This is a genomic window from Inquilinus sp. YAF38 (assembly GCF_052113205.1).
Lineage (GTDB): Bacteria > Pseudomonadota > Alphaproteobacteria > DSM-16000 > Inquilinaceae > Inquilinus.
The window spans coordinates 132,449-151,507 of sequence record NZ_JBFRCU010000005.1 but is presented as its reverse complement, the minus strand read 5'-3'; the positions used below and the strand labels follow the sequence as shown (position 1 = coordinate 151,507).

The following is a 19,059-nucleotide window of genomic DNA, read 5'->3' as shown; positions in this document are numbered from 1 at the left end:
GTCCAGCGGGCTGTCGCCACGCTCGACCCGGCCCGCATCCCGGGGCTCAAGGCCGGGCTGGCGGTCCGGCTGCAGGAAGCCGACGTCATCAAATGGTTCGATACCGAGACCACCTACACCATCGCCGAGCGCCTCTCACGCTCCCTCGGCATCGACCCCCATCCCTGGCTCCACACCAAAACCGCACCCGACACCGGATAAGGGCCGGGCGGCGGGGCGGAGGTGACATCGCGGCTGTTTCATCCTCCGGGCGTCGGGGTAGAGTGCGTGCCGCACCGACCGGACCCGAGGAACCGCCATGTCCGCCGACCCGCTGCCCACCGCCTCCCAGGCGGAAGACGCCCTGCTGCTGCGGCAGGATGCCGACGGCGTCACCGTGCTGACCCTGAACCGCCCGGCAGCGCGCAACGCCCTGTCACTGGCGCTGATGCTGACGCTGGAGACCGAGCTGCAGGCGATCCGCCAGGACGAGTCGGTCAAGGTGGTGATCCTGGCGGCGTCCGGCCCCGTGTTCTGCGCCGGCCACGACCTGAAGGAACTGCGTGCCGACCCGGGCCGCGACCATTACGAGCGCGTCTTCGCCGAGTGCTCGGCCCTGATGCTGGCCATCACGCGCCTGTCCAAGCCGGTGATCGCCCAGGTCCAGGGCATGGCCACCGCCGCCGGCTGCCAGCTGGTCGCCACCTGCGACCTCGCCGTCGCCTCGTCCGAGGCGCGCTTCGCCACGCCGGGCGTGAATATCGGCCTGTTCTGCTCCACCCCCATGGTCGCGCTGTCGCGCGCCGTCGGCCGCAAGCCGGCGATGGAGATGCTGCTGACCGGCGACGCCGTGACCGCCGACCGGGCGCGCGAGCTGGGCCTGGTCAACCGGGTGGCGCCGGCTGCCCGGCTGGCCGAGGAGACGATGGCCCTGGCCCGGCAGATCGCGGCCAAGTCGCCGCTGACCCTGGCGATCGGCAAGGAGGCCTTCTACGAACAGGCCGAGCTGGGGCTGCAGGGCGCCTATGAATATGCGAGCGAGGTGATGGTGCGGAACATGCTGGCCCGCGACGCCGAGGAAGGCATCGACGCCTTCCTGGAAAAGCGCCCGCCCGTCTGGCAGGGGCGCTGACGTCGAGATGGAGCACGAGCGCTACGAGGACGCCTATCTCCGCGGCATCCTGCGCGGGGTGAAGACCATCGCCATGGTCGGCGCCAGCCCGAACTGGAACCGCCCCAGCTACTTCGCCATGACCTATCTCCAGGGCAAGGGCTACAGGGTCATCCCGGTCAATCCGGGCGTCGCCGGCCAGGCCATCCTGAAGGAGACGGTCTATGCCCGCCTGGCCGACGTGCCGGTGCCGGCCGACATGGTCGACATCTTCCGCAACAGCGAGGCCGCGGCGGGGGTGGTGGACGAGGCGCTGGCCCTGCCGGTCAAGCCCAAGGTGATCTGGATGCAGCTCGGCGTGCGCAACGACGCCGCCGCGGCGAAGGCGGAGGCCGCCGGCATCCAGGTGGTGATGAACCGCTGTCCGAAGATCGAATGGGCGCGGCTGAACGGCGAGCTGAGCTGGATGGGCACCTCGTCGCGCGTAATCTCGTCGAAAATTCAGCGAAAAGGGTGAGGAAATGTCCGACAGCAACAGCGGCCCGGGCTTCGATACGCTGGCGATCCATGCCGGCGCGCGGCCGGACCCGACCACCGGCGCGCGGCAGACGCCGATCTACCAGACCACCTCCTACGTGTTCGAGGATGTCGACCACGCCGCCTCGCTGTTCAACCTGCAGAAGCTCGGCTTCATCTACAGCCGGCTGACCAACCCGACCGTGTCGGTGCTGGAGGAGCGGCTGGCCTCGCTGGAGGGCGGGGTCGGCGCCATCGCCACCGCCTCGGGCCACGCCGCGCAGCTGCTGGCGCTGTTCCCGTTCATGGAGCCGGGGGCCGAGATCGTCGCCGCCAACAAGCTGTATGGCGGGTCGATCAACCAGCTCGGCAACAGCTTCAAGCGCGCCTTCGGCTGGGCCACGCATTTCGTCGATGCCGACGACCCCGACAACATCCGCCGCGCCGCCAACGACAAGACCCGGGCGATCTTCATCGAGAGCCTGGCCAACCCCGGCGGCGTGGTCAGCGACATCGAGGCGATCGCCAAGGTGGCGCACGATCTGGGCGTGCCGCTGATCGTCGACAACACCATGGCGACGCCCTACCTGAACCGCCCGATCGAGCACGGCGCCGACATCGTGGTCCATTCGACCACCAAGTTCCTGTCCGGCAACGGCACCTCGATCGGCGGCGTGGTGGTGGATTCCGGTCGCTTCAACTGGGCTCAGTCCGACAAGTTCAAGGGCCTGACGGGCGAGGAGCCGGGCTATCACGGCCTGCGCTTCCACGAGACTTTCGGCGACCTGGCCTACACCTTCTACGGCCATGCCGTGGGCCTGCGCGACCTCGGCGTCAACCAGCAGCCGCTGAACGCCTTCCTCACCCTGCTTGGCATCGAGACGCTGTCGCTGCGCATGGACCGGCATGTCGAGAATGCGCAGAAAGTGGCGGAGTTCCTGACGACCCACCCGGCGGTGGAGTGGGTGAACTATGCCGGCCTGCCGTCGTCGAAATACCACGAGTTGGCGAAGCGGTACCTGCCGCGCGGCGCCGGCGCGGTCTTCACCTTCGGAGTCAAGGGCGGCTTCGACGCCGGCGTGAAGGTGGTCGAGGGGGTCGAGTTGCTGAGCCACCTGGCCAATATCGGCGACGCCCGGTCGCTGATCATCCACCCGGCCTCGACCACCCACCGCCAGCTGACGCCGGAGGGACTGAAGGCCGCCGGCGCCGGGCCGGAGGTGATCCGCCTGTCGATCGGCCTGGAATCGGTCGGCGACATCATCGCCGACCTCGACCAGGCGCTGCGGGCGGCGACGGGGGTGTGATCGCCGTCAGGCCCTGAGCCATCCGCGGCTCAGGGCCAGGGCGACGGCCTCGGTGCGGCTGGCCGCGCCGAGCTTGCGCATGGCCGACGCCACATACTCGTCGACCGTGTAGGCCGACAGGTCCAGCAGGCGGGCGATCTGCTTGCTGGACCGGCCACGGGCGACCTGGGCCAGGCAGTCCCGCTCGCGCGGGCTGAGCGCGCCGGCTCCCGGCGCAGCGGCCGTGCCGGCGAGGTGGCGCTCGATCATCAGCGCCCGCGACAGGTGCGGCCCGAGATGCCGCAGCAGCCGGACCTGCTCCATGTCCCAGCCCGGCCGGCGCCGCGACCGCCATATGGTCAGGTAGGTGCCGGCACCGCGGTCGTCGGCCTCGGTCCAGTACAGGCTGCTGTAGCGGTCCTGCGGCAGCGCATAGTCGGTCCGGTACTCGGTCCGCATCAGGGCCACTTCCGGGATCATCATGAAATCGACGAAGACCGAGCCGCTGGGCAGCCCGGCCAGCATCGGCAGGATCGGGCACAGGTCGCGGTAATAGCGGTCGAACAGCGGCACATAGTCGGGATCGGCGCGGACCCGGACCGCCTGCCCCGGCCGCCCCGGCCGGGCCGCGCGCTGCAGGATGACGGAGGAATCCCCGCCGAGCACGCCCGACAGGCGTTCCAGCATGACGGCCCAGTCCTCCTGGCCCAGGGCCGCGTCATAGGCCTGGCCGATCAAGTCGGCGAATCTGATGTCATCGAGCATGTCAGCGACGCGCGTGAAGAGAAGTCGGGAAAGCCCCGCACCGAGGCCCAACACTGGGGCAGAATTCTTGTTCTTTTGACGGCGGAGCCGGGACCGCGCTGCGCGTCTGCTATGCGGAACCCTGCAGCAGCCGGCGCTCGCAAGTGAAGATTGCGGCGATCGCATCCATCGCCAGCCGCATCCGCGGCGATCGGCGGAGATCTTCATGAATTCCGATCCAGATCTCGCGGCTGCCGACGCCGTCGCGGTCGGTCTCGACGCAGGCCAGGCCGGCATCACCCTCGCCGACGAAACAGGGCAAGGCGGCGATGCCGATTCCGGCGCGGGCGGCCTGGAACAGCGTCGTCATGTCGTTGCTGCGCAGCACCAGCGGCCGCGGCCCGGCGAAGCCCAGCATCCAGCGATGCTGCGGCAGCTCGCCCGAGGACTCGTCGTCGCCCAGGAACACCCAATCCTCCGGCGGCCGGCCCGCCAGATAGGACGGCGCGGCGTAGAGGCCGAAGGCCATGGTGCCGACCCGGCGACCCACGGCGCCGTGCTCGGTCGGCCGCGACAGGCGCAACACGATATCGGCCTCGCGCTGGCCCAGCAGCGCCGCCCGCTTCTCGCCGACCAGGGTCAGCACGATGCCGGGATGGGCGTCCAGGACCGGCCCCAGCCGCGGCGCCAGGAAGTGGTTGGCGAGGAAGGGCGGAGCCGAGACCGTGACCGGGCCGGCAACGCCGGTGCCGCCGGTGGCGCGGCGGGCGAAGGCCAGCGCCTCCTCCTCCAGCCTCGCCGCGTCGTCGACCAGGCGCTCGCCCTCCGCGGTCAGGCGCCAGCCGCGTGGCAGCCGGTCGAACAGCCGCGTCTCCAGCGCCGCCTCCAGCGCGTCGACCCGGCGGGCGACGGTGGTGTGCTCCACGCCCAGCCGGCGCGAGGCGGCCGACAGCGTGCCGGCCCGCGCCAGAGCGAGGAAGTAGCGGACGTCACCCCATTCCATCCGTGCAGTCTTGCACGGATCGCGTGCGACTTCCCCGACTTCCGAACGGATCGTGACGGAGCCATCTTCGGCCGACCGAACCAAGGAGGCCGCATGTCCACCACCACCCGCGCCATCCGTCTGCACGCCACCGGCGGGCCCGAGGTGCTGTCGCTCGACACCGTGGCCCAGGCCGAGCCCGGGCCCGGGCCCGGCGAGATCCTCGTCCGGCAGAGCTTCGCCGGGGTCAATTTCGTCGACATCTACCACCGCACCGGACTGTACGGTCAGCCGGCCCTGCCGGCCGGGCTGGGGGTCGAGGGCGCCGGCACGGTCGAGCGCGTCGGACCGGGCGTGACCGGTCTGCGCGAGGGCGACCGCATCGCCTATGCCGGGCTGCCCGCCGGCAGCTATGCCGAGCGCCGCCTGCTACCGGCCGAGCGCGCCATCCGCCTGCCCGATGCCATCGGCTTCGACGTCGCCGCCGCGGTGCTGGTGCGCGGCCTGACCGCCCATATGCTGTTCGAGCGGGTGCGGCCGCTGCGCCCCGGCGACACAGTGCTGATCCAGGCCGCGGCCGGCGGCGTGGGCGTGATCGCGACGCAATGGGCCAAGCGGCGCGGCGCCACCGTGATCGGCACGGTCGGCGATGCCCGCAAGGCGGAGGTGGCGAAGGCGCATGGCGTCGACCACGTGATCCTGTACCGCGAGACCGATTTCGTCGCCGCGGTGCGCGAGGCCACCGGCGGGCTCGGCGCCGACATGGCGATCGACGGCGTCGGCGGCGACACGCTGCTCAGGACCTTCGACGCCATGGCGCCCTACGGCCTGATCGCCAGCCTGGGCCAGGTCGGCGGCAGCCTGCCGACGATCGATGTCGGCGAGCTGGGGCCGGCGCGGTCGATCGCCCTCGCCCGGCCCAGCGTGCTGCGCCACTACCTGCCCGACCCGGTGGTCTATCCCCGCGCCGCGGCCGAGGTGCTGGCCGAGGTCGAGGCCGGGCTGCGGCCCCTTATCGGTGCCGTCTACCCCCTGGCAGAAGCGGCCGAGGCGCATCGGGCGCTGGAAGCCGGCCGCACCAGCGGCTCGGTGCTGCTGCAGACCTAGCCGACCTGCTCGACCGCCAGGCTTCCGGCCGGCAGCGGCTTCAGCAGAGTCTTCGCCGACACCGCCGGGTCCAGCCAGGCGACCCAGTCGGCGCGGTCCAGGATGGCGACTTGGCGGTCGTGATAGGGCGCGAGGTCCGGCCCGGGGGCCGTGGTCAGCATGGTGAAGGCCTCCCCCACGTCGGGCGCGGCCCGCCAGATCCCGGCGATGCAGAACCACGGCTCTCCCGCCCTGGTGAACAGCCACTTGTCCTTGCGCTTCTTCCCCGACTCCGCCGGGTCGGTAAACTCGTAGAAGCCGTCGGCGATGATCAGGCAGCGGCCGGTGGCGAATTCGCGGCCGTCGGAGCGGAAGTTGTAGACCGGCCTGCCCCCCGGTCCCGGCCAGCTCCAGCGCCGCTGCACCAGGTGGCCCGCCCCGCCCTCGACCATGCGGATGATCGGGGCGGAGTCCGTGATCCTGATGCTGTCCCGGGCCTCGAGGTTCGGCGTGCCCTCGGAGGCGCGGAGCTCGACCCCGGCCGCCGCAAAGTCCCGGTTGACGGTCGCGACGTCCACTCTCGAGCTGTACTCGTTGCACATCGGCGTCGCCCTCCCTTCCCGTCAGCTTACCGGGCCTTCTTGAGCTCGATCCAGGTCGGCGCGTGGTCGCTGGCCTTCTCCCAGCCGCGAACATGCCGGTCGACGCCGGCCGCCTTCAGCCGCTTGGCCAGCACAGGACTCACGAGGAAATGGTCGATCCTGAGGCCGGCGTCGCGGGCATAGGCGTTCCGGAAATAGTCCCAGAAGGTGTAGACGCGCTCGCCGGGATGCAGCCTCCGCAGCGCGTCGGTCCATCCCTGCGCCAGCAGCCTGTGGAACGCCTCCCGCACCTCCGGCCGGAACAGCGCGTCGTCGCCCCAGCGCTCCGGCTTGTAGACGTCGAGGTCGGTCGGCATGACGTTGAAGTCGCCGGCCAGCATCACCGGGGCGCCGGTGGCGAGCAGTTCGGCGGCGCGGGCGCCCAGCCGCTCGAACCAGCGCAGCTTGAAGTCGAATTTCGGACCGGGCGCCGGGTTGCCGTTCGGCAAATAGAGGCAGCCGACCAGCATTCCCGCGACCGCCGCCTCGATGTAGCGGCTGTGGCTGTCGTCGGGATCGCCCGGCAGGCCGCGCTGCGTCTCGATCGGGTCGGCGCCGCGCACCAGGATGGCGACGCCGTTCCAGCCCTTCTGGCCGTGCCAGATCGCGCCATAGCCGGCGGCGCGGATCGCGGCGATCGGGAACCTGCCCTGCGGCGCCTTCAACTCCTGCAGGCAGACGATGTCCGGCGCGGCCTCGGCCAGCCAGCGCAGCAGCACCGGCAGGCGGCCGTTGATGCCGTTGACGTTGAAGGTCGCGACTTTCATGGCCTGCCGGGCTGCACCATCACGCCGGTATCAACCGGTCCGCGGCCGGTCCCGATCCGCGACGCCGCCACGGCCCGGTCAGCCGAACCCGTACAGCCGCGCCGGGTTGGCGGCGAGGACGGCGTCGCGCTGCGCCGGGTCGGGCACCCAGTCGGCCAGCAGATCCAGCAGGTCGCCGACATTCGGCATGACGCCGGGATGGGCGACATGCGGCCAGTCGCTGCCCCACACCATCCGGTCCGGTGCGGCTTCGACCAGGGCGCGCGCGAATGGGATGGTGTCGGCATAGGGCGGACCCGCCGTCGAGACCCGGAAGGCGCCGGACAGCTTGATCCAGCCCCTGCCCCGCCGCAGCAGGCCGAGCAGCGCCTGGAAGCCGGGATGGTCGATCCCGGCCGAGACCGGCATGTGGCCCATATGGTCGACGACGAAGGGCACCGGCAGCCGCTCTAGCCGCGGCGCCAGCTCCGGCAGGGTCCGGGCGTCGAGCAAAAACTGCAGGTGCCAGCCGAGCTCGCAGCAGCGGTCGCCGAGCCGCTCGAGCTGGTCGAAGCCGATGCCGCCGCCAAACAGCACGTTGAGGCGCAGCCCGACCACGCCGGCCTCCTTCAGCCGGGCCAGCTCGGCGTCGGGCACATCGGCCCCGACCACGGCGATGCCGCGCAGCCGGGCGCGGTTGGCCCGCAACGTCTCGACCATCAGCCGGTTGTCGGTGCCGTGCACGCTGACCTGGACCAGCACGCCGCGGGCCATGCCGACGGCGTCGAGCATGCCGAGATAGGCGGCCGGCGGCGCCTCCGGCGGGGTGTAGCTGCGGCTGCCGACCAAGGGATAGCCGGGCGGCCCGCCGATGACATGGGCATGGGTGTCGCAGGCCCCGTCGGGCAGCGTGATCCGGCGCGGCGACCGCGGCTTCGGATCTGGCCCTTGGCACAGCGGCGCGGTGGGCAGCGGCTCAGCCATCGGCATGCAGGGTCTTCCCCCTGGTCTCGGGCAGGGCCAGCGCGGCGATGAACAGCAGGGCGTAAGCACCGATGGCAAAAATGGCGATCGCCCGGCCCAGCGGCATGCTGGCGCTGAGCGTGCCGACCAGCATCGGGAACAGGGCACCGACGCCGCGGCCGAAATTATAGGCGAAGCCCTGGCCGGAGCCGCGCACCCGGGTCGGGAACAGCTCGGTCAGGAAGGCGCCGACGCCGCTGAAATAGCCGGAGCCGAAGAAGCCGAGCGGGAAGCCCAGCAGCAGCACCACCTCGTTGCTCAGGTTGAGGCTGGTATAGGCGAACACCATGACGATGGCGCAGGCCGAGAACACGAAGAACAGCATCTTCCGCCCGATCCGGTCGGCCAGGTAGGCGCCGACGAGATAGCCGGTGAACGACCCGGCGATGACCACGGCGAGATAGCCGCTGCTGCCGATGTCCGACAGGCCCTGGCCCTTGAGGTAGCTCGGCAGCCAGGTGGTGATGGCGTAGTAGCCGCCCTGGGCGCCGGTGGTCAGCAGCGAGGTCAGGATGGTGATCTTCAAGACCGGGCCGGAGAAGATCTCCAGGAGGCCGGGCCGGTCGCCGGTCTCGGCGATCCGGCGTTGCGTCTCGGCGAACACCGGCGGCTCGTCGACGAAGCGGCGCAGGAAGAACACCAGGATCGCCGGCACGATGCCGATGAAGAACAGGTAGCGCCAGGCGACGGACGGGTCGAAGGCCAGGAACAACACCGTTTTGGCGATCAGCGCGATGGCCCAGCCGATGGCCCAGCCCGACTGCACCGTGCCCACCGCCTTGCCGCGATGCTCGGCCCGGATCACCTCGCCCATCAGCACCGCGCCGGCGGCCCATTCGCCGCCGAAGCCGAAGCCCATCAAGGCGCGGGCGATCAGCAGTTGCTCGAAGCTCTGGGCGAAGCCGCTGAGGAAGGTGAAGACCGAGAACCACAGGATGGTCAGCTGCAGCGTCCGCACCCGGCCGATGCGGTCGGCCAGCAGCCCGGCGGCCCAGCCGCCGACGGCGGAGCACAGCAGCGTCACGGTGGCGATCTGGCCGGCCTGGGCGTTGGTCAGGCTCCACAGCGCGATGATGGTCGGGATCACGAAGGAGTAGATCTGGACATCCATTGCGTCCAGCCCCCAGCCGGCGAAGCAGGCCCAGAAGGTCCGCCGCTCCGGCGGCGACATCTCCTGGAACCAGGCGGTCGGGCTGGTATCGCTCGTCTCGGTCGTCATGCGGGCCCTCGTCATTGCCGCCGCATCCGGCGGAGGTCGGCTCTCAGGCCTCGGCGTCGCCCTGGCGCTCGGGTGCCGCCTCGGCGAAGGCCGGCAGCGCCACCGCCCGCTCCTCGATCCCGAGCAGCGTCGGATACGGGTTGAGGTCGCAGTCGAAGCGGCGGGCGTTGTACAGCTGCGGGATCAGGCAGCAATCGGCGATGGTCGGCATGGAGTCGTGGCAGAAGGCACCGGTCTGCGGCGACCGCGACAGCTGGGCCTCCAGCGCGCCGAGCCCCTCGGCCACCCAGTGCCGGTACCATTCCTCGATCGCCGCCTCGTCATGGCCGAGCGGCGAGCGCAGGTAGCGCAGCACGCGCAGGTTGTTGAGCGGATGGATCTCGCAGGCGATCGACAGGGCGATCGACCGCACCCGGGCACGGCCCGCCGGGTCCGGCGGCAGCAGCGGCGGCGCGGGATGCGTCTCCTCCAGATACTCGATGATCGCCAGCGACTGGGTGATCACCGGCCCCTCACCTTCCAGCGCCGGTACCAGCTTCTGCGGGTTCAGCGAACGATAGGGCTCCACCGCCTGCTCGCCCCGGCGCAGATGGTGGAACACCGAATCGTAGTCGAGCCCCTTCAGCGCCATGGCGATGCGGACCCGAAAGGCGGCGGATGAGCGGTAATAGGTGTGCAGCTTCATGGCTTGGGTCAGCTTTCCCCGCGTGCTACCAGCGAATCCACATAGCCCGAAGCGGAGCCAGTTGCCATGTCCTCGTCACACCCGCCCTCGGGGCGCCCCACCGTCGTCTTCGACATCGGTGCCGTGCTGCTCGAGTGGAACCCGCGGCATCTCTATCGCAAGCTGTTCGCGGACGAGGTGGCGATGGAAGCATTCCTAAGCGAAGTCTGCACCCATGATTGGAACCTGTCGATGGACGGCGGCACGCCCTTCGCCGAGGCAATCGCGGCGAAGGTCGCGGAGTTCCCGCATCACGAACCCCTGATCCGCGCCTTCGACGAGCGCTGGGAGGAGATGGTGCCGCATGTCATCGAGGGCACGGTCGAGATCCTGAAGGGGCTGAAGAACCGCGGCGACAAGGTCTATGCCATCACCAACTTCTCGGCCGAGAAGTTCGCCCTGGCCCTGACGAAATGGCCGTTCCTGGGCTGGTTCGACGGCGTCATCGTCTCGGCCCATGAGAAGCTGCTGAAGCCGGATGCGCGGATCTACCGGCTGCTCGAAAGCCGTTTCGGCCTGGATCTCGCCGACTGCATCTTCATCGACGACAACCCCGGCAACGTCATCGGCGCCCGCGCCGTCGGCATGCGCGCGATCCACTTCGAATCGCCGGAGCAGGCACGGCGGGAGCTGGTCGAGATGGGAGCGCTGTAGGGCGGCCGAGTCCGCGCCTCGTCACAAACACATAAAGACATGTTTATGTCTTACTGGGAGTTTGGTATCGTGGCTCTCATGTGTGGTGCTGAGCGGGAGGCCTGAGGGTCGTGGAGCGTCTGCTGCAGGGGCTGAAAGCGGCGGCCGAGCCGACACGGCTTCGGATCCTGATGCTGTGCGCCCACGGCGACCTGTCGGTCACCGACCTGACGCAGATCCTGGGTCAGAGCCAGCCGCGCGTGTCGCGCCACCTCAAGCTGCTGGCCGAGGCCGGGCTGCTGGACCGCTTCCGCGAAGGCACCTTCGCCTTCTTCCGGCTGGCCGAGAGCGGCGCCGTGGCCGAGCTGGCACGCAGCCTGGTCGACCTGATCCCCGACGCCGATGCCACGGTGGGGCTGGACCTGGAGCGGCTGGAGGCGGTGAAGCGCCAGCGCGCCGAGATGGCCGCCGGCTATTTCCGCGACAACGCCTCGCATTGGGATGACCTGCGCACCCTGCACATCGCCGACAGCGCGGTCGAGCAGGCGATTCTGGACCTGCTGCCGCCCGGCGAGATCGGCGACCTGCTGGACCTCGGCACCGGCAGCGGCCGCATGCTGATCCTGCTGGGCGAAAGGGTGCGCCGCGCGGTCGGCATCGATCTGTCGCGCGAGATGCTGTCGGTGGCTCGCGCCAATATCGAGCGCGCCGGGCTGCAGCGCCGCTGCCAGGTGCGCCAGGGCGACCTGTACCAGCTGCCGCTGCCCGGCGAATCCTTCGATGTCGCACTGGTGCACCACGTGCTGCATCATCTGGAGGATCCGGCCGCGGCGATCGCCGAGGCGGCGCGGGTGCTGCGCCCCGGCGGCCGGCTGGTCGTCGCCGATTTCGCCCCGCACGACGTCGAGAACCTGCGCAGCGAGCACGCCCATCGCTGGCTCGGCTTCCCCGACGACATCTTCGCCCGCTGGCTGCAGCGGGCCGGCTTCGAGACCGAACCGCCGGTGCATCTGCCCGGCGCCCCCCTCACCGTCACCATCTGGCCCGCCCGGCGGGCGGCACAACGGAGAGCCGCGGCATGACGACGACCTTCCATGCAAACGCGTCGGCCGAGGCCGGCCGTCGCGACCCGATCGTCAGCTTCGAATTCTTCCCGCCGAAGAGCGAGGCGGCGGAGGCGACGCTGATGGAGACGGTGACGCGGCTGGCGCCGCTGGCGCCGGACTTCGTCTCGGTCACCTATGGTGCCGGCGGGACGACCCGCGACCGCACCTTCGGCATCGTCACCAAGATCCAGGACGGCAGCGGCCTGCCCACCGCCTCGCACCTGACCTGCGTCGGCGCCTCGCGCGAGGAGATCGACGACGTCGCCCGCGCCCTGTGGGCCGCTGGCATCCGCCGCATCGTGGCCCTGCGCGGCGACCCGCCCGGCGGCGCGCCCTACGAGGTGCGGCCGGACGGCTACGCCTATGCCGCCGACCTGGTGGCCGGGTTGCGCCGCATCGCCGACTTCGACATCTCGATCGCGGCCTATCCGGAGACGCATCCGGCGGCGCCTTCGGCCGATTTCGACCTGGACAACCTGAAGCGCAAGGCCGATGCCGGCGCCGACCGGGCGCTGACCCAGTTCTTCTTCGACACCGAAGCRTTCCTCCGCTTCCGCGACCGCGCCGCCGCAGCCGGCATCGGCCTGCCGATCGTGCCCGGCATCCTGCCGATCACCAACTTCGCCCGGACCAAGGAGTTCGCCACAGCCTGCGGCGCGGCCGTCCCGGACTGGCTGGAGATGCTGTTCGAGGGGCTGGACGAGACCCCGGACACGCGCCAGCTGGTCGCCGCCTCGGTCGCGGTCGAGCAGTGCCGTCTGCTGCAGACGCATGGGGTGGAGGAGTTCCACTTCTACACCCTGAACCGGGCCGAGCTGACCCTGGCGATCTGCCGCTTCCTCGGCATCCGTCCCCGCCGCGCCCAGGCCTGCGCCGCCTGAAAGTTCCGCGATGACCGATAAGCCGCTCTCCGACGCCGATCGGCCGGAGGCGCTGGCCCAGCGCGTTTACCGCCGGCACACCGGGGCCCTGAAGGACCTCGGCCTGGCCGACACCTTCGACTACATCTGGCGCAACAATGTCTGGGGCGCCGAGGAATCGCGCTCGGGCCTCGGCTCCGGCCTCGACGGCACCGCCCGGCTGCGCGCCGCGATCCCCGCCCTGCTGCGCGAGCTCGGCGCCGCCTCGCTGCTCGACCTGCCCTGTGGCGATTTCGGCTGGATGAGCCGCGTCGACCTCGAGGGCATCGCCTATGCCGGCGGCGACATCGTCGCCGACCTGGTCGCCAAGAACATCGTGCGCTACGGCGAGACCGGCCGGCGCCGTTTCCTGCGCCTGGACCTGACCCGCGACCCGCTGCCGAAGGCCGATGTCGTGCTGTGCCGCGACTGCCTGGTGCACCTCTCGGCCGAGAGCATCGCCGCCGCCTTCGCCAATCTCCGCCGCTCCGGCTCGACCTGGCTGCTGACCACCACCTTCCTGGAGTTGCAGGGCAACCGCACCATCGCCGACGGCGACTGGCGGCCACTGAACCTGCAGCGCCCACCCTTCGGCCTGCCGGCGCCGCACCGGATCATCGTCGAGGGCTGCACCGAGGAGAGCGGCGCCTACCGCGACAAGGCGCTGGGCCTGTGGCGGATCGCCGAGCTGCCGGTTCCCCGTCATGACGAGGCGCGGAGCATTCCTTGAGTTTAGAAGGGGCCATCCAGCGGCCGATACCGCTGGATGGYCACGCCCCTGCGGGCTGACCTTCGAGGCTCAGACTTGCAGGCCGCCGGCCACGTCGATCACGCCGCCGGTGATGTAGCCCCCGTTCGGACCCGCCAGGAAACAGACGAGGGCCGACACCTCCTCGAGCGTCGCGATCCGGCGGATCGGGTGCAGGTCCATGATCGCGTCGGGCAGCTTGTCGCGCACCGCTGCCGCCATGTCGGTCGGCATGATGCCGGGCTGGACGATGTTGACCGTGATATTGCGTCCGCCGAGATCACGGGCGACGCCCTTCGCATATCCGGCGATGGCGGACTTGGTTCCCGCATAGTCGGCAACGCCCGCGAATGGGATGCGGCTGCCCAGGAGGGAGCCGATGAAGATGATCCGGCCGCCATCCGGCAGCACCAGCGCTGCCGCGCGCGTGGTCGCCACCGCGCCCATGACGTTGATCTGCCACTGGCGGTCGAGATTGACCGTGTCCAGATCGGGATCGTCGACTGTCTTGCCCTGCACGGCGATCGCGGCGTTGTTGACGAGGATGTCGAGCTTGCCGAAATGGGCCACCACCTTGGCGACCAGCGGTTTGGCCGCAGCCGTGTCGGCTTGGTCGCTCTGAATCGCGAGAGCCCGGACACCCTTCGCCTTGAGCTTCTCGACCACAGCTTCGGCCTTCGCAGCCGACGCGACGTAGCTGATCGCGACGTCCGCCCCATGGTCGGCTAGCGCCTCCGCCACGGCAGCGCCGAGCCCGCGCGAGCCGCCGGTCACGAGAGCGACCTTGTTCTTCAACATGTTGGACATGAGGATCCCTTCTGTGCGCGATCAGACCGCCGACCGAACCTAGCGAGCGGCCGTTGGTTTCGTAATGTGCGTTACGATAACGATTGGTATGAAATCTCGACAACGGCTGTCAAGCGGTTTAGTAATGACCATTATGGAAAAAATCGGACTGGCCTGATGGGGCGCCATCGCGAATTTGACGTGGAGAAAGCGCTCGATGCTGCGCTGTGCGTCTTCTGGCGCAAGGGCTATGAGGGCGCTTCCTACAGCGACCTGACCGAGGCTGCCGGCGTCGAGCGACCCGCCCTCTACTCCGCGTTCGGCAACAAGGAAGCGCTCTTCCGCCGAACCCTGGCTCGCTATACCGAGCGATATCTGGGCTACGTTCCGGAGGCACTTCAGCTCCCCACGGCGCGGCAGGTCGCTGCGCATATCCTGTACAATGCAGCCGACCTCAACACGCGCTTTCCCGACCATCCGGGGTGCTTCGGCATCAATGGGGCCCTGGCGGGATCGGATGAGGCGGAACCTGTGCGGCAGGCGCTGATCGAGTTTCGCGCGACGGCTCAGGCGCAGATTCGTGAGCGTTTCGAACGGGCGAAGGCCGAGGGCGACTTGCCGGACACGGCCAGATCCGATGCCCTTGCGGCATTCGTGATGGCTGTCACCCACGGCATGGCGGTGCAGGCCAAGGCCGGCTTCAGCCGCGAGATGCTGGAGGCTGTTGCCGAGCAGGCGCTGTCCACGTGGCCGACCGGGAGTTCCACGGCCACGTCATGATATAAGCGGCCTGCCTTCCCTCGGGCGTTGCGACGCAACGATGCAATTGTTTGCGTTTTCGACAAGCTCCTGTCGGGAACCAGATCAAAAGCGAGAGAAAATGTCCCTTGACGCGGACAGGCCGCCGGGATTAATTCCATCACGTTCAATTAATTAACGCGCCCGGGAGGAGAGGAAGGAAGTGCGACGGTCCGCCATCCGCCGCGGCACGAATTCAGTGCAGCTCCGCCGCTACAATGAGCGGTTGGTGCTGCAGACCCTGCGCCGCGCCGGCGAGGCGTCGAAGGCCGAGCTGGCCCGGCTGGCCGACCTGACCAACACCGCGATCGGCGGCATTATCGCACAACTCGAACGGGACGGGCTGATCGTCTCGCTCGGCAAGCGGCACGACGGCGGCCGCGGCCAGCCCGCCACCCTGTACCGGCTGGCGCCGAAGGGCGCCTACGGCATCGGCGTAAGGCTGGACCGGCGCAGCATGGAGACGGTGCTGATCGATTTCGGCGGCGCCGTGATCGCCCGCCGCAGCCACGACCAGTTGCTGCCCGCCCCGGCCGAGGCGCTGCGCATCGCTCGCCGTGACGTGGAGGAGCTGCTGTCCGTCCTCGCCCCCGCCGACCGGCCGAAGCTGGCCGGCATCGGCTTGGCCCAGCCCTACAATCTCGGCGCCTGGCTGCACCAGCTGGACCTGCCATCGGCCGATTTCTCGGCCTGGGACACGGTCGATTTCCCGGCGATGCTGGAGGCGGCGACGGGCCTGCCTGTCTTCGGCGAGAACGACGGCACCGCCGCCGCAGTGGCCGAGCTGTTCTACGGCATCGGCCGCAGCATCGACGATTTCCTGTACCTGTTCATCGGCCCCGCCATCGGCGGCGGCGTGGTGCTGGGCGGCGACTGCCTGCGCGGCCCGACCGGCAATGCCGGCGACGTGGCGCTGCTGCCGGTCGGGCCGGGGCGCCTCGCCTCCGCCCCCTCCCCCGTCGACGGCCGCGACATCCTGTTGACCCGGGCCTCGTTGAATGCGCTGTCGCGCCACCTCGCCTTCCACGGCCTGGCCGGCGGCGGCCGCGCCGACCTGAAGACCGCGATCGCCACCGGCCGGCCACCGGTGGCGGAATGGGTCGAGGACTGCGTCGACGCCCTGACCGACGCGATCTGGTCCGCCACCGCTCTGCTGGAGGTGCGCAGCGTGATCATCGACGCCGACATCGACGACGGGCTGATCGACGCCCTGATTGGCCGGCTGCAGGCGCGGCTGGCCGCCACCGTGCCGGAGGCCGGCCAGCCGCCGCGCCTGCTGCACGGCTCCTTCGGCTGCGATGCCGGCGCCATCGGCGCCGCCAGCCTGCCGATGTTCTTCAGCTTCTCGCCGCGGGCGTCGATCCTGACCCGCAGCGCCGACGAGAGAGGATGGCGCGACCATGCTGCAGCCGCAGACTAGCCCCACACCGATCCTGGAGATGCACGGCATCTCCAAGACCTTCCCGGGGGTGAAGGCGCTGACCCGGGTCGACCTGACTGTCTATCCCGGCGAGATCCACGCCCTGATGGGCGAGAACGGCGCCGGCAAGTCGACCCTGATGAAGGTGCTGTCCGGCGCCTACCAGGCCGATGCCGGCGGCACCATCCGCCTCGACGGCCGCGAGGTGACGATCGCCGGGCCGCTCGCCGCCAAGCAGCTCGGCATCGCCGTGATCTACCAGGAGCTCAGCCTGTCGCCCAATCTGAGCGTGGCGGAGAACATCTATCTCGGCCGCGAGCCGAAATCCGGCCCCTTCGTCGACCGCAAGGCGATGCTGGCCGGCTGCGAGGACGTGCTGAAGCGGCTGGGCGCCGGCTTCCGCCCGACCACGCTGGTCGGCACGCTGTCGATCGCCGAGCGCCAGCTGGTCGAGATCGCCCGCGCCATTCACGCCCAGGCCCGCATCCTGGTGATGGACGAGCCGACGACGGCGCTGTCGGCGCGCGAGACCGACCGGCTGTTCGAGCTGATCCGCCGGCTGAAGGCCGAAGGGTTGGCGATCATCTATATCAGCCACCGGATGTCGGAGATCTACGAGTTGTCCGACCGCGTCTCGGTGCTGCGCGACGGCAGCTATGTCGGCACGCTGGACCGCGACGGCCTGTCCGCCGAGGCGCTGGTCAAGATGATGGTCGGGCGCGACATCTCCGGCTTCTACAAGAAGGAGCATGACGCGCATCAGAGCGCCGGCCGGGTGATCTTCGCGGTCCGCGACATCAGCGACGGGCATCGGGTGCGCGGCTGCAGCTTCGAGCTGCACGAGGGCGAGGTGCTGGGCATCGCCGGCCTCGTCGGCTCCGGCCGCACCGAGCTGGCGCGGCTGATCTTCGGCGCCGAGCCGAAGACCACGGGCGAGGTCAGCCTCGAGGGCAAGCCGCTGCAGATCCACGGACCGGGCGACGCGATCGCCGCCGGCATCGCCTACCTGACCGAAGACCGGAAAGGCCAGGGCCTGTTCCTCGACATGTCGGTGCAGGACAACATCAATCTCGTGGTCTGCGGCACCGATGCTAGCCCTGGCGGCGTGCTCGACCGCGCCCGCGCCAAGGTCCGCGCCCGCGACGCCATCGCCGCCCTGAAGATCCGGGTGGCCAATCCGGAGGTCACGGTCGGCGCGCTGTCCGGCGGCAACCAGCAGAAGGTGCTGCTGTCGCGCCTGTTGGAGACCAAGCCGCGCATCCTGATCCTCGACGAGCCGACGCGCGGCGTCGACATCGGCGCCAAGTCGGAGATCTACCGCATCATCGACGGGCTGGCGAAGGCCGGGATCGGCATCATCGTCATCTCCTCGGAACTGCCGGAGGTGATCGGCATCGCCGACCGCGCCTTGGTGATGCGCGAGGGAAGGATCGAGGGCGAGGCCGGCGGCGCCTCCGGCCGCCCGCTGACCCAGGAGGCGATCATGGCCCTCGCCACCGGCATCACCGACCCCGTCACCGTCCAGTAAGGGATCGTCATTCCATGGCCGACAACGCCGCAACCTCCGACATCAACCGCGACGCCGAACGCCGGCTCATGATCCAGGGCCTGATCCGGACCGTCGGCATGCTGCCGGTGCTAATTCTGCTGTGCATCGCCTTCTACGCCATGAACGGCCGCTTCGCCTCCTGGCAGAACGCCTCGATCGTGATGCAGCAGGCCTCGATCAACACCGTGCTGGCCGCGGGCATGACTTTCGTCATCCTGACCGGTGGCATCGACCTGTCGGTCGGTTCGATCCTGGCCGCCGCCGCCATGGTCGCGGTCATCGGGTCGCTGATCCCGGATGCCGGCCTGCTCGGCATCCCCTTGGGCCTGCTCTGCGGCCTCGTCTTCGGCCTCGCCAATGGCGGGCTTATCGCCTTCCTGCGCCTGCCGCCCTTCATCGTCACGCTGGGGTCGCTGACCGCGGTGCGCGGCATCGCCCGGCTGCTGGGCGACGACACCACCGTGTTCAACCCGTCCCTGCCCTTCGACTTCATCGGCAACGCCACCGTGCTCGGCGTGCCGTGGCTGGTGATCATCGCCTTCCTGGTGATCGTCCTGTCCTGGCTGGTGTTGCGGCGGACGGTCTTGGGCGTGCACATCTATTCGGTCGGCGGCAACCCGGACGCAGCCCGGCTGTCGGGCATCAAGGTCTGGCGGGTGCTGCTGTTCGTCTACGGCGCCTCCGGCCTGCTCGCCGGGCTCGGCGGGGTGATGTCGGCGGCCCGGCTCTATGCCGCCAACGGCACCCAGCTCGGCACCAGCTACGAGCTCGACGCGATCGCCGCGGTGATCCTGGGCGGCACCTCCTTCGTCGGCGGCATCGGCTCGATCTGGGGCACGCTGATCGGCGCGCTGATCATCGCCGTGCTGTCGAACGGGCTGATCCTGGTCGGGATGCCCGACGTCTGGCAGTACATCATCAAGGGCCTGATCATCATCGGCGCCGTCGCGCTGGACCGCCTGCGCCTGCAGGGATCGGCCCGCACCTGAGTTTCCCGTTTTCCGGAACGGGCCGGCGGGACCTCTGGTCGCCCGCCGGCTCCAATCGCACAGACCAGGGGAGG

General features: G+C 69.8%; 21 protein-coding genes. 13 read left to right on the top strand and 8 right to left on the bottom strand.

Going from position 1 to position 19,059, the window contains the following annotated elements:
- From AB4Z01_RS03945 to AB4Z01_RS03930, 4 genes are all read left to right on the top strand, one after another.
- Positions 1–201: hypothetical protein (locus AB4Z01_RS03945; protein ID WP_441690786.1), on the top strand; the 201-nt coding region annotated here is incomplete at its 5' end.
- A 97-nt stretch (positions 202–298) separates the two neighbouring features.
- Positions 299–1,111, top strand: coding sequence for an enoyl-CoA hydratase (locus tag AB4Z01_RS03940; RefSeq protein WP_441690784.1), 813 nt, complete (start codon positions 299–301; stop codon positions 1,109–1,111).
- A 7-nt stretch (positions 1,112–1,118) separates the two neighbouring features.
- Positions 1,119–1,607 (top strand): CoA-binding protein, encoded by a 489-nt coding sequence (locus tag AB4Z01_RS03935; protein ID WP_441690782.1) that lies wholly within the window; start codon positions 1,119–1,121, stop codon positions 1,605–1,607.
- A gap of 4 nt (positions 1,608–1,611) precedes the next feature.
- Positions 1,612–2,913 carry an O-acetylhomoserine aminocarboxypropyltransferase gene (locus tag AB4Z01_RS03930; RefSeq protein WP_441690780.1) on the top strand — a complete coding sequence of 434 codons (1,302 nt, stop codon included), beginning with the start codon at positions 1,612–1,614 and terminating at the stop codon, positions 2,911–2,913.
- Positions 2,914–2,919: 6 nt separating this feature from the next.
- On the opposite strand, the gene AB4Z01_RS03925 is transcribed toward AB4Z01_RS03930, so the two are convergent.
- Positions 2,920–3,657: a response regulator transcription factor gene (locus AB4Z01_RS03925; protein ID WP_441690779.1), complete on the bottom strand. Its 738-nt coding sequence runs from the start codon at positions 3,655–3,657 to the stop codon at positions 2,920–2,922.
- A 109-nt stretch (positions 3,658–3,766) separates the two neighbouring features.
- A complete protein-coding gene (locus tag AB4Z01_RS03920; protein WP_441690777.1) occupies positions 3,767–4,639 on the bottom strand; it encodes a LysR family transcriptional regulator in 873 nt (290 codons plus the stop codon).
- A 93-nt stretch (positions 4,640–4,732) separates the two neighbouring features.
- Between AB4Z01_RS03920 and AB4Z01_RS03915 the strand changes: the two genes are divergently transcribed.
- On the top strand, positions 4,733–5,725 hold the full coding sequence (locus AB4Z01_RS03915; protein ID WP_441690775.1) for a quinone oxidoreductase family protein: 993 nt from the start codon (positions 4,733–4,735) through the stop codon (positions 5,723–5,725).
- Here AB4Z01_RS03915 and AB4Z01_RS03910 read toward each other — a convergent pair.
- The 5 genes from AB4Z01_RS03910 to maiA all read right to left on the bottom strand — a co-directional run bounded on the left by AB4Z01_RS03910 (position 5,722) and on the right by maiA (position 10,018).
- The gene (locus AB4Z01_RS03910; RefSeq protein ID WP_441690773.1) at positions 5,722–6,282 is read right to left on the bottom strand and encodes an SOS response-associated peptidase family protein; all 561 of its coding nucleotides are present in this window, start codon (positions 6,280–6,282) and stop codon (positions 5,722–5,724) included. The two genes, AB4Z01_RS03915 and AB4Z01_RS03910, sit on opposite strands and share 4 nt — an antisense overlap.
- Positions 6,283–6,332: 50 nt before the next feature.
- The gene (gene xth / locus AB4Z01_RS03905) at positions 6,333–7,112 is read right to left on the bottom strand and encodes an exodeoxyribonuclease III (RefSeq protein WP_441690772.1); all 780 of its coding nucleotides are present in this window, start codon (positions 7,110–7,112) and stop codon (positions 6,333–6,335) included.
- 78 nt (positions 7,113–7,190) lie between these two features.
- Positions 7,191–8,081, bottom strand: a complete 891-nt coding sequence (locus AB4Z01_RS03900; protein ID WP_441690770.1) for an amidohydrolase family protein — start codon at positions 8,079–8,081, stop codon at positions 7,191–7,193.
- Positions 8,068–9,333, bottom strand: a complete 1,266-nt coding sequence (locus AB4Z01_RS03895; protein WP_441690768.1) for an MFS transporter — start codon at positions 9,331–9,333, stop codon at positions 8,068–8,070. The genes AB4Z01_RS03900 and AB4Z01_RS03895 overlap by 14 nt, the downstream gene beginning before the upstream one ends.
- 43 nt (positions 9,334–9,376) lie before the next feature.
- Positions 9,377–10,018, bottom strand: coding sequence for a maleylacetoacetate isomerase (gene maiA / locus AB4Z01_RS03890; protein ID WP_441690766.1), 642 nt, complete (start codon positions 10,016–10,018; stop codon positions 9,377–9,379).
- A 66-nt stretch (positions 10,019–10,084) separates the two neighbouring features.
- Between maiA and AB4Z01_RS03885 the strand changes: the two genes are divergently transcribed.
- The 4 genes from AB4Z01_RS03885 to AB4Z01_RS03870 all read left to right on the top strand — a co-directional run bounded on the left by AB4Z01_RS03885 (position 10,085) and on the right by AB4Z01_RS03870 (position 13,425).
- A complete protein-coding gene (locus AB4Z01_RS03885) occupies positions 10,085–10,711 on the top strand; it encodes an HAD family hydrolase (protein WP_441690764.1) in 627 nt (208 codons plus the stop codon).
- Between the two features lie 110 nt (positions 10,712–10,821).
- Positions 10,822–11,772 carry an ArsR/SmtB family transcription factor gene (locus tag AB4Z01_RS03880; RefSeq protein WP_441690762.1) on the top strand — a complete coding sequence of 317 codons (951 nt, stop codon included), beginning with the start codon at positions 10,822–10,824 and terminating at the stop codon, positions 11,770–11,772.
- Positions 11,769–12,677, top strand: a complete 909-nt coding sequence (metF, locus tag AB4Z01_RS03875) for a methylenetetrahydrofolate reductase [NAD(P)H] (protein ID WP_441690760.1) — start codon at positions 11,769–11,771, stop codon at positions 12,675–12,677. The genes AB4Z01_RS03880 and metF overlap by 4 nt, the downstream gene beginning before the upstream one ends.
- Before the next feature lie 10 nt (positions 12,678–12,687).
- Positions 12,688–13,425, top strand: a complete 738-nt coding sequence (locus tag AB4Z01_RS03870; protein ID WP_441690758.1) for a class I SAM-dependent methyltransferase — start codon at positions 12,688–12,690, stop codon at positions 13,423–13,425.
- 69 nt (positions 13,426–13,494) lie between these two features.
- Here AB4Z01_RS03870 and AB4Z01_RS03865 read toward each other — a convergent pair whose 3' ends face one another.
- Entirely contained in the window at positions 13,495–14,250 is a 756-nt protein-coding gene (locus tag AB4Z01_RS03865; protein ID WP_441690756.1) for an SDR family NAD(P)-dependent oxidoreductase, read from the bottom strand.
- Positions 14,251–14,406: 156 nt separating this feature from the next.
- Here AB4Z01_RS03865 and AB4Z01_RS03860 point away from each other — a divergent pair, with 156 nt between their 5' ends.
- The 4 genes from AB4Z01_RS03860 (at position 14,407) to AB4Z01_RS03845 (ending at position 18,985) form a co-directional block, all read left to right on the top strand.
- On the top strand, positions 14,407–15,009 hold the full coding sequence (locus AB4Z01_RS03860) for a TetR/AcrR family transcriptional regulator (RefSeq protein WP_441690754.1): 603 nt from the start codon (positions 14,407–14,409) through the stop codon (positions 15,007–15,009).
- 181 nt (positions 15,010–15,190) lie between these two features.
- Positions 15,191–16,447: an ROK family protein gene (locus AB4Z01_RS03855; RefSeq protein WP_441690753.1), complete on the top strand. Its 1,257-nt coding sequence runs from the start codon at positions 15,191–15,193 to the stop codon at positions 16,445–16,447.
- Positions 16,428–17,975, top strand: coding sequence for a sugar ABC transporter ATP-binding protein (locus AB4Z01_RS03850; RefSeq protein ID WP_441690751.1), 1,548 nt, complete (start codon positions 16,428–16,430; stop codon positions 17,973–17,975). Before AB4Z01_RS03855 ends, AB4Z01_RS03850 begins: the two co-directional genes overlap by 20 nt.
- A 14-nt stretch (positions 17,976–17,989) precedes the next feature.
- The gene (locus AB4Z01_RS03845; RefSeq protein WP_441690749.1) at positions 17,990–18,985 is read left to right on the top strand and encodes an ABC transporter permease subunit; all 996 of its coding nucleotides are present in this window, start codon (positions 17,990–17,992) and stop codon (positions 18,983–18,985) included.
- Positions 18,986–19,059: the final 74 nt, after the last annotated feature.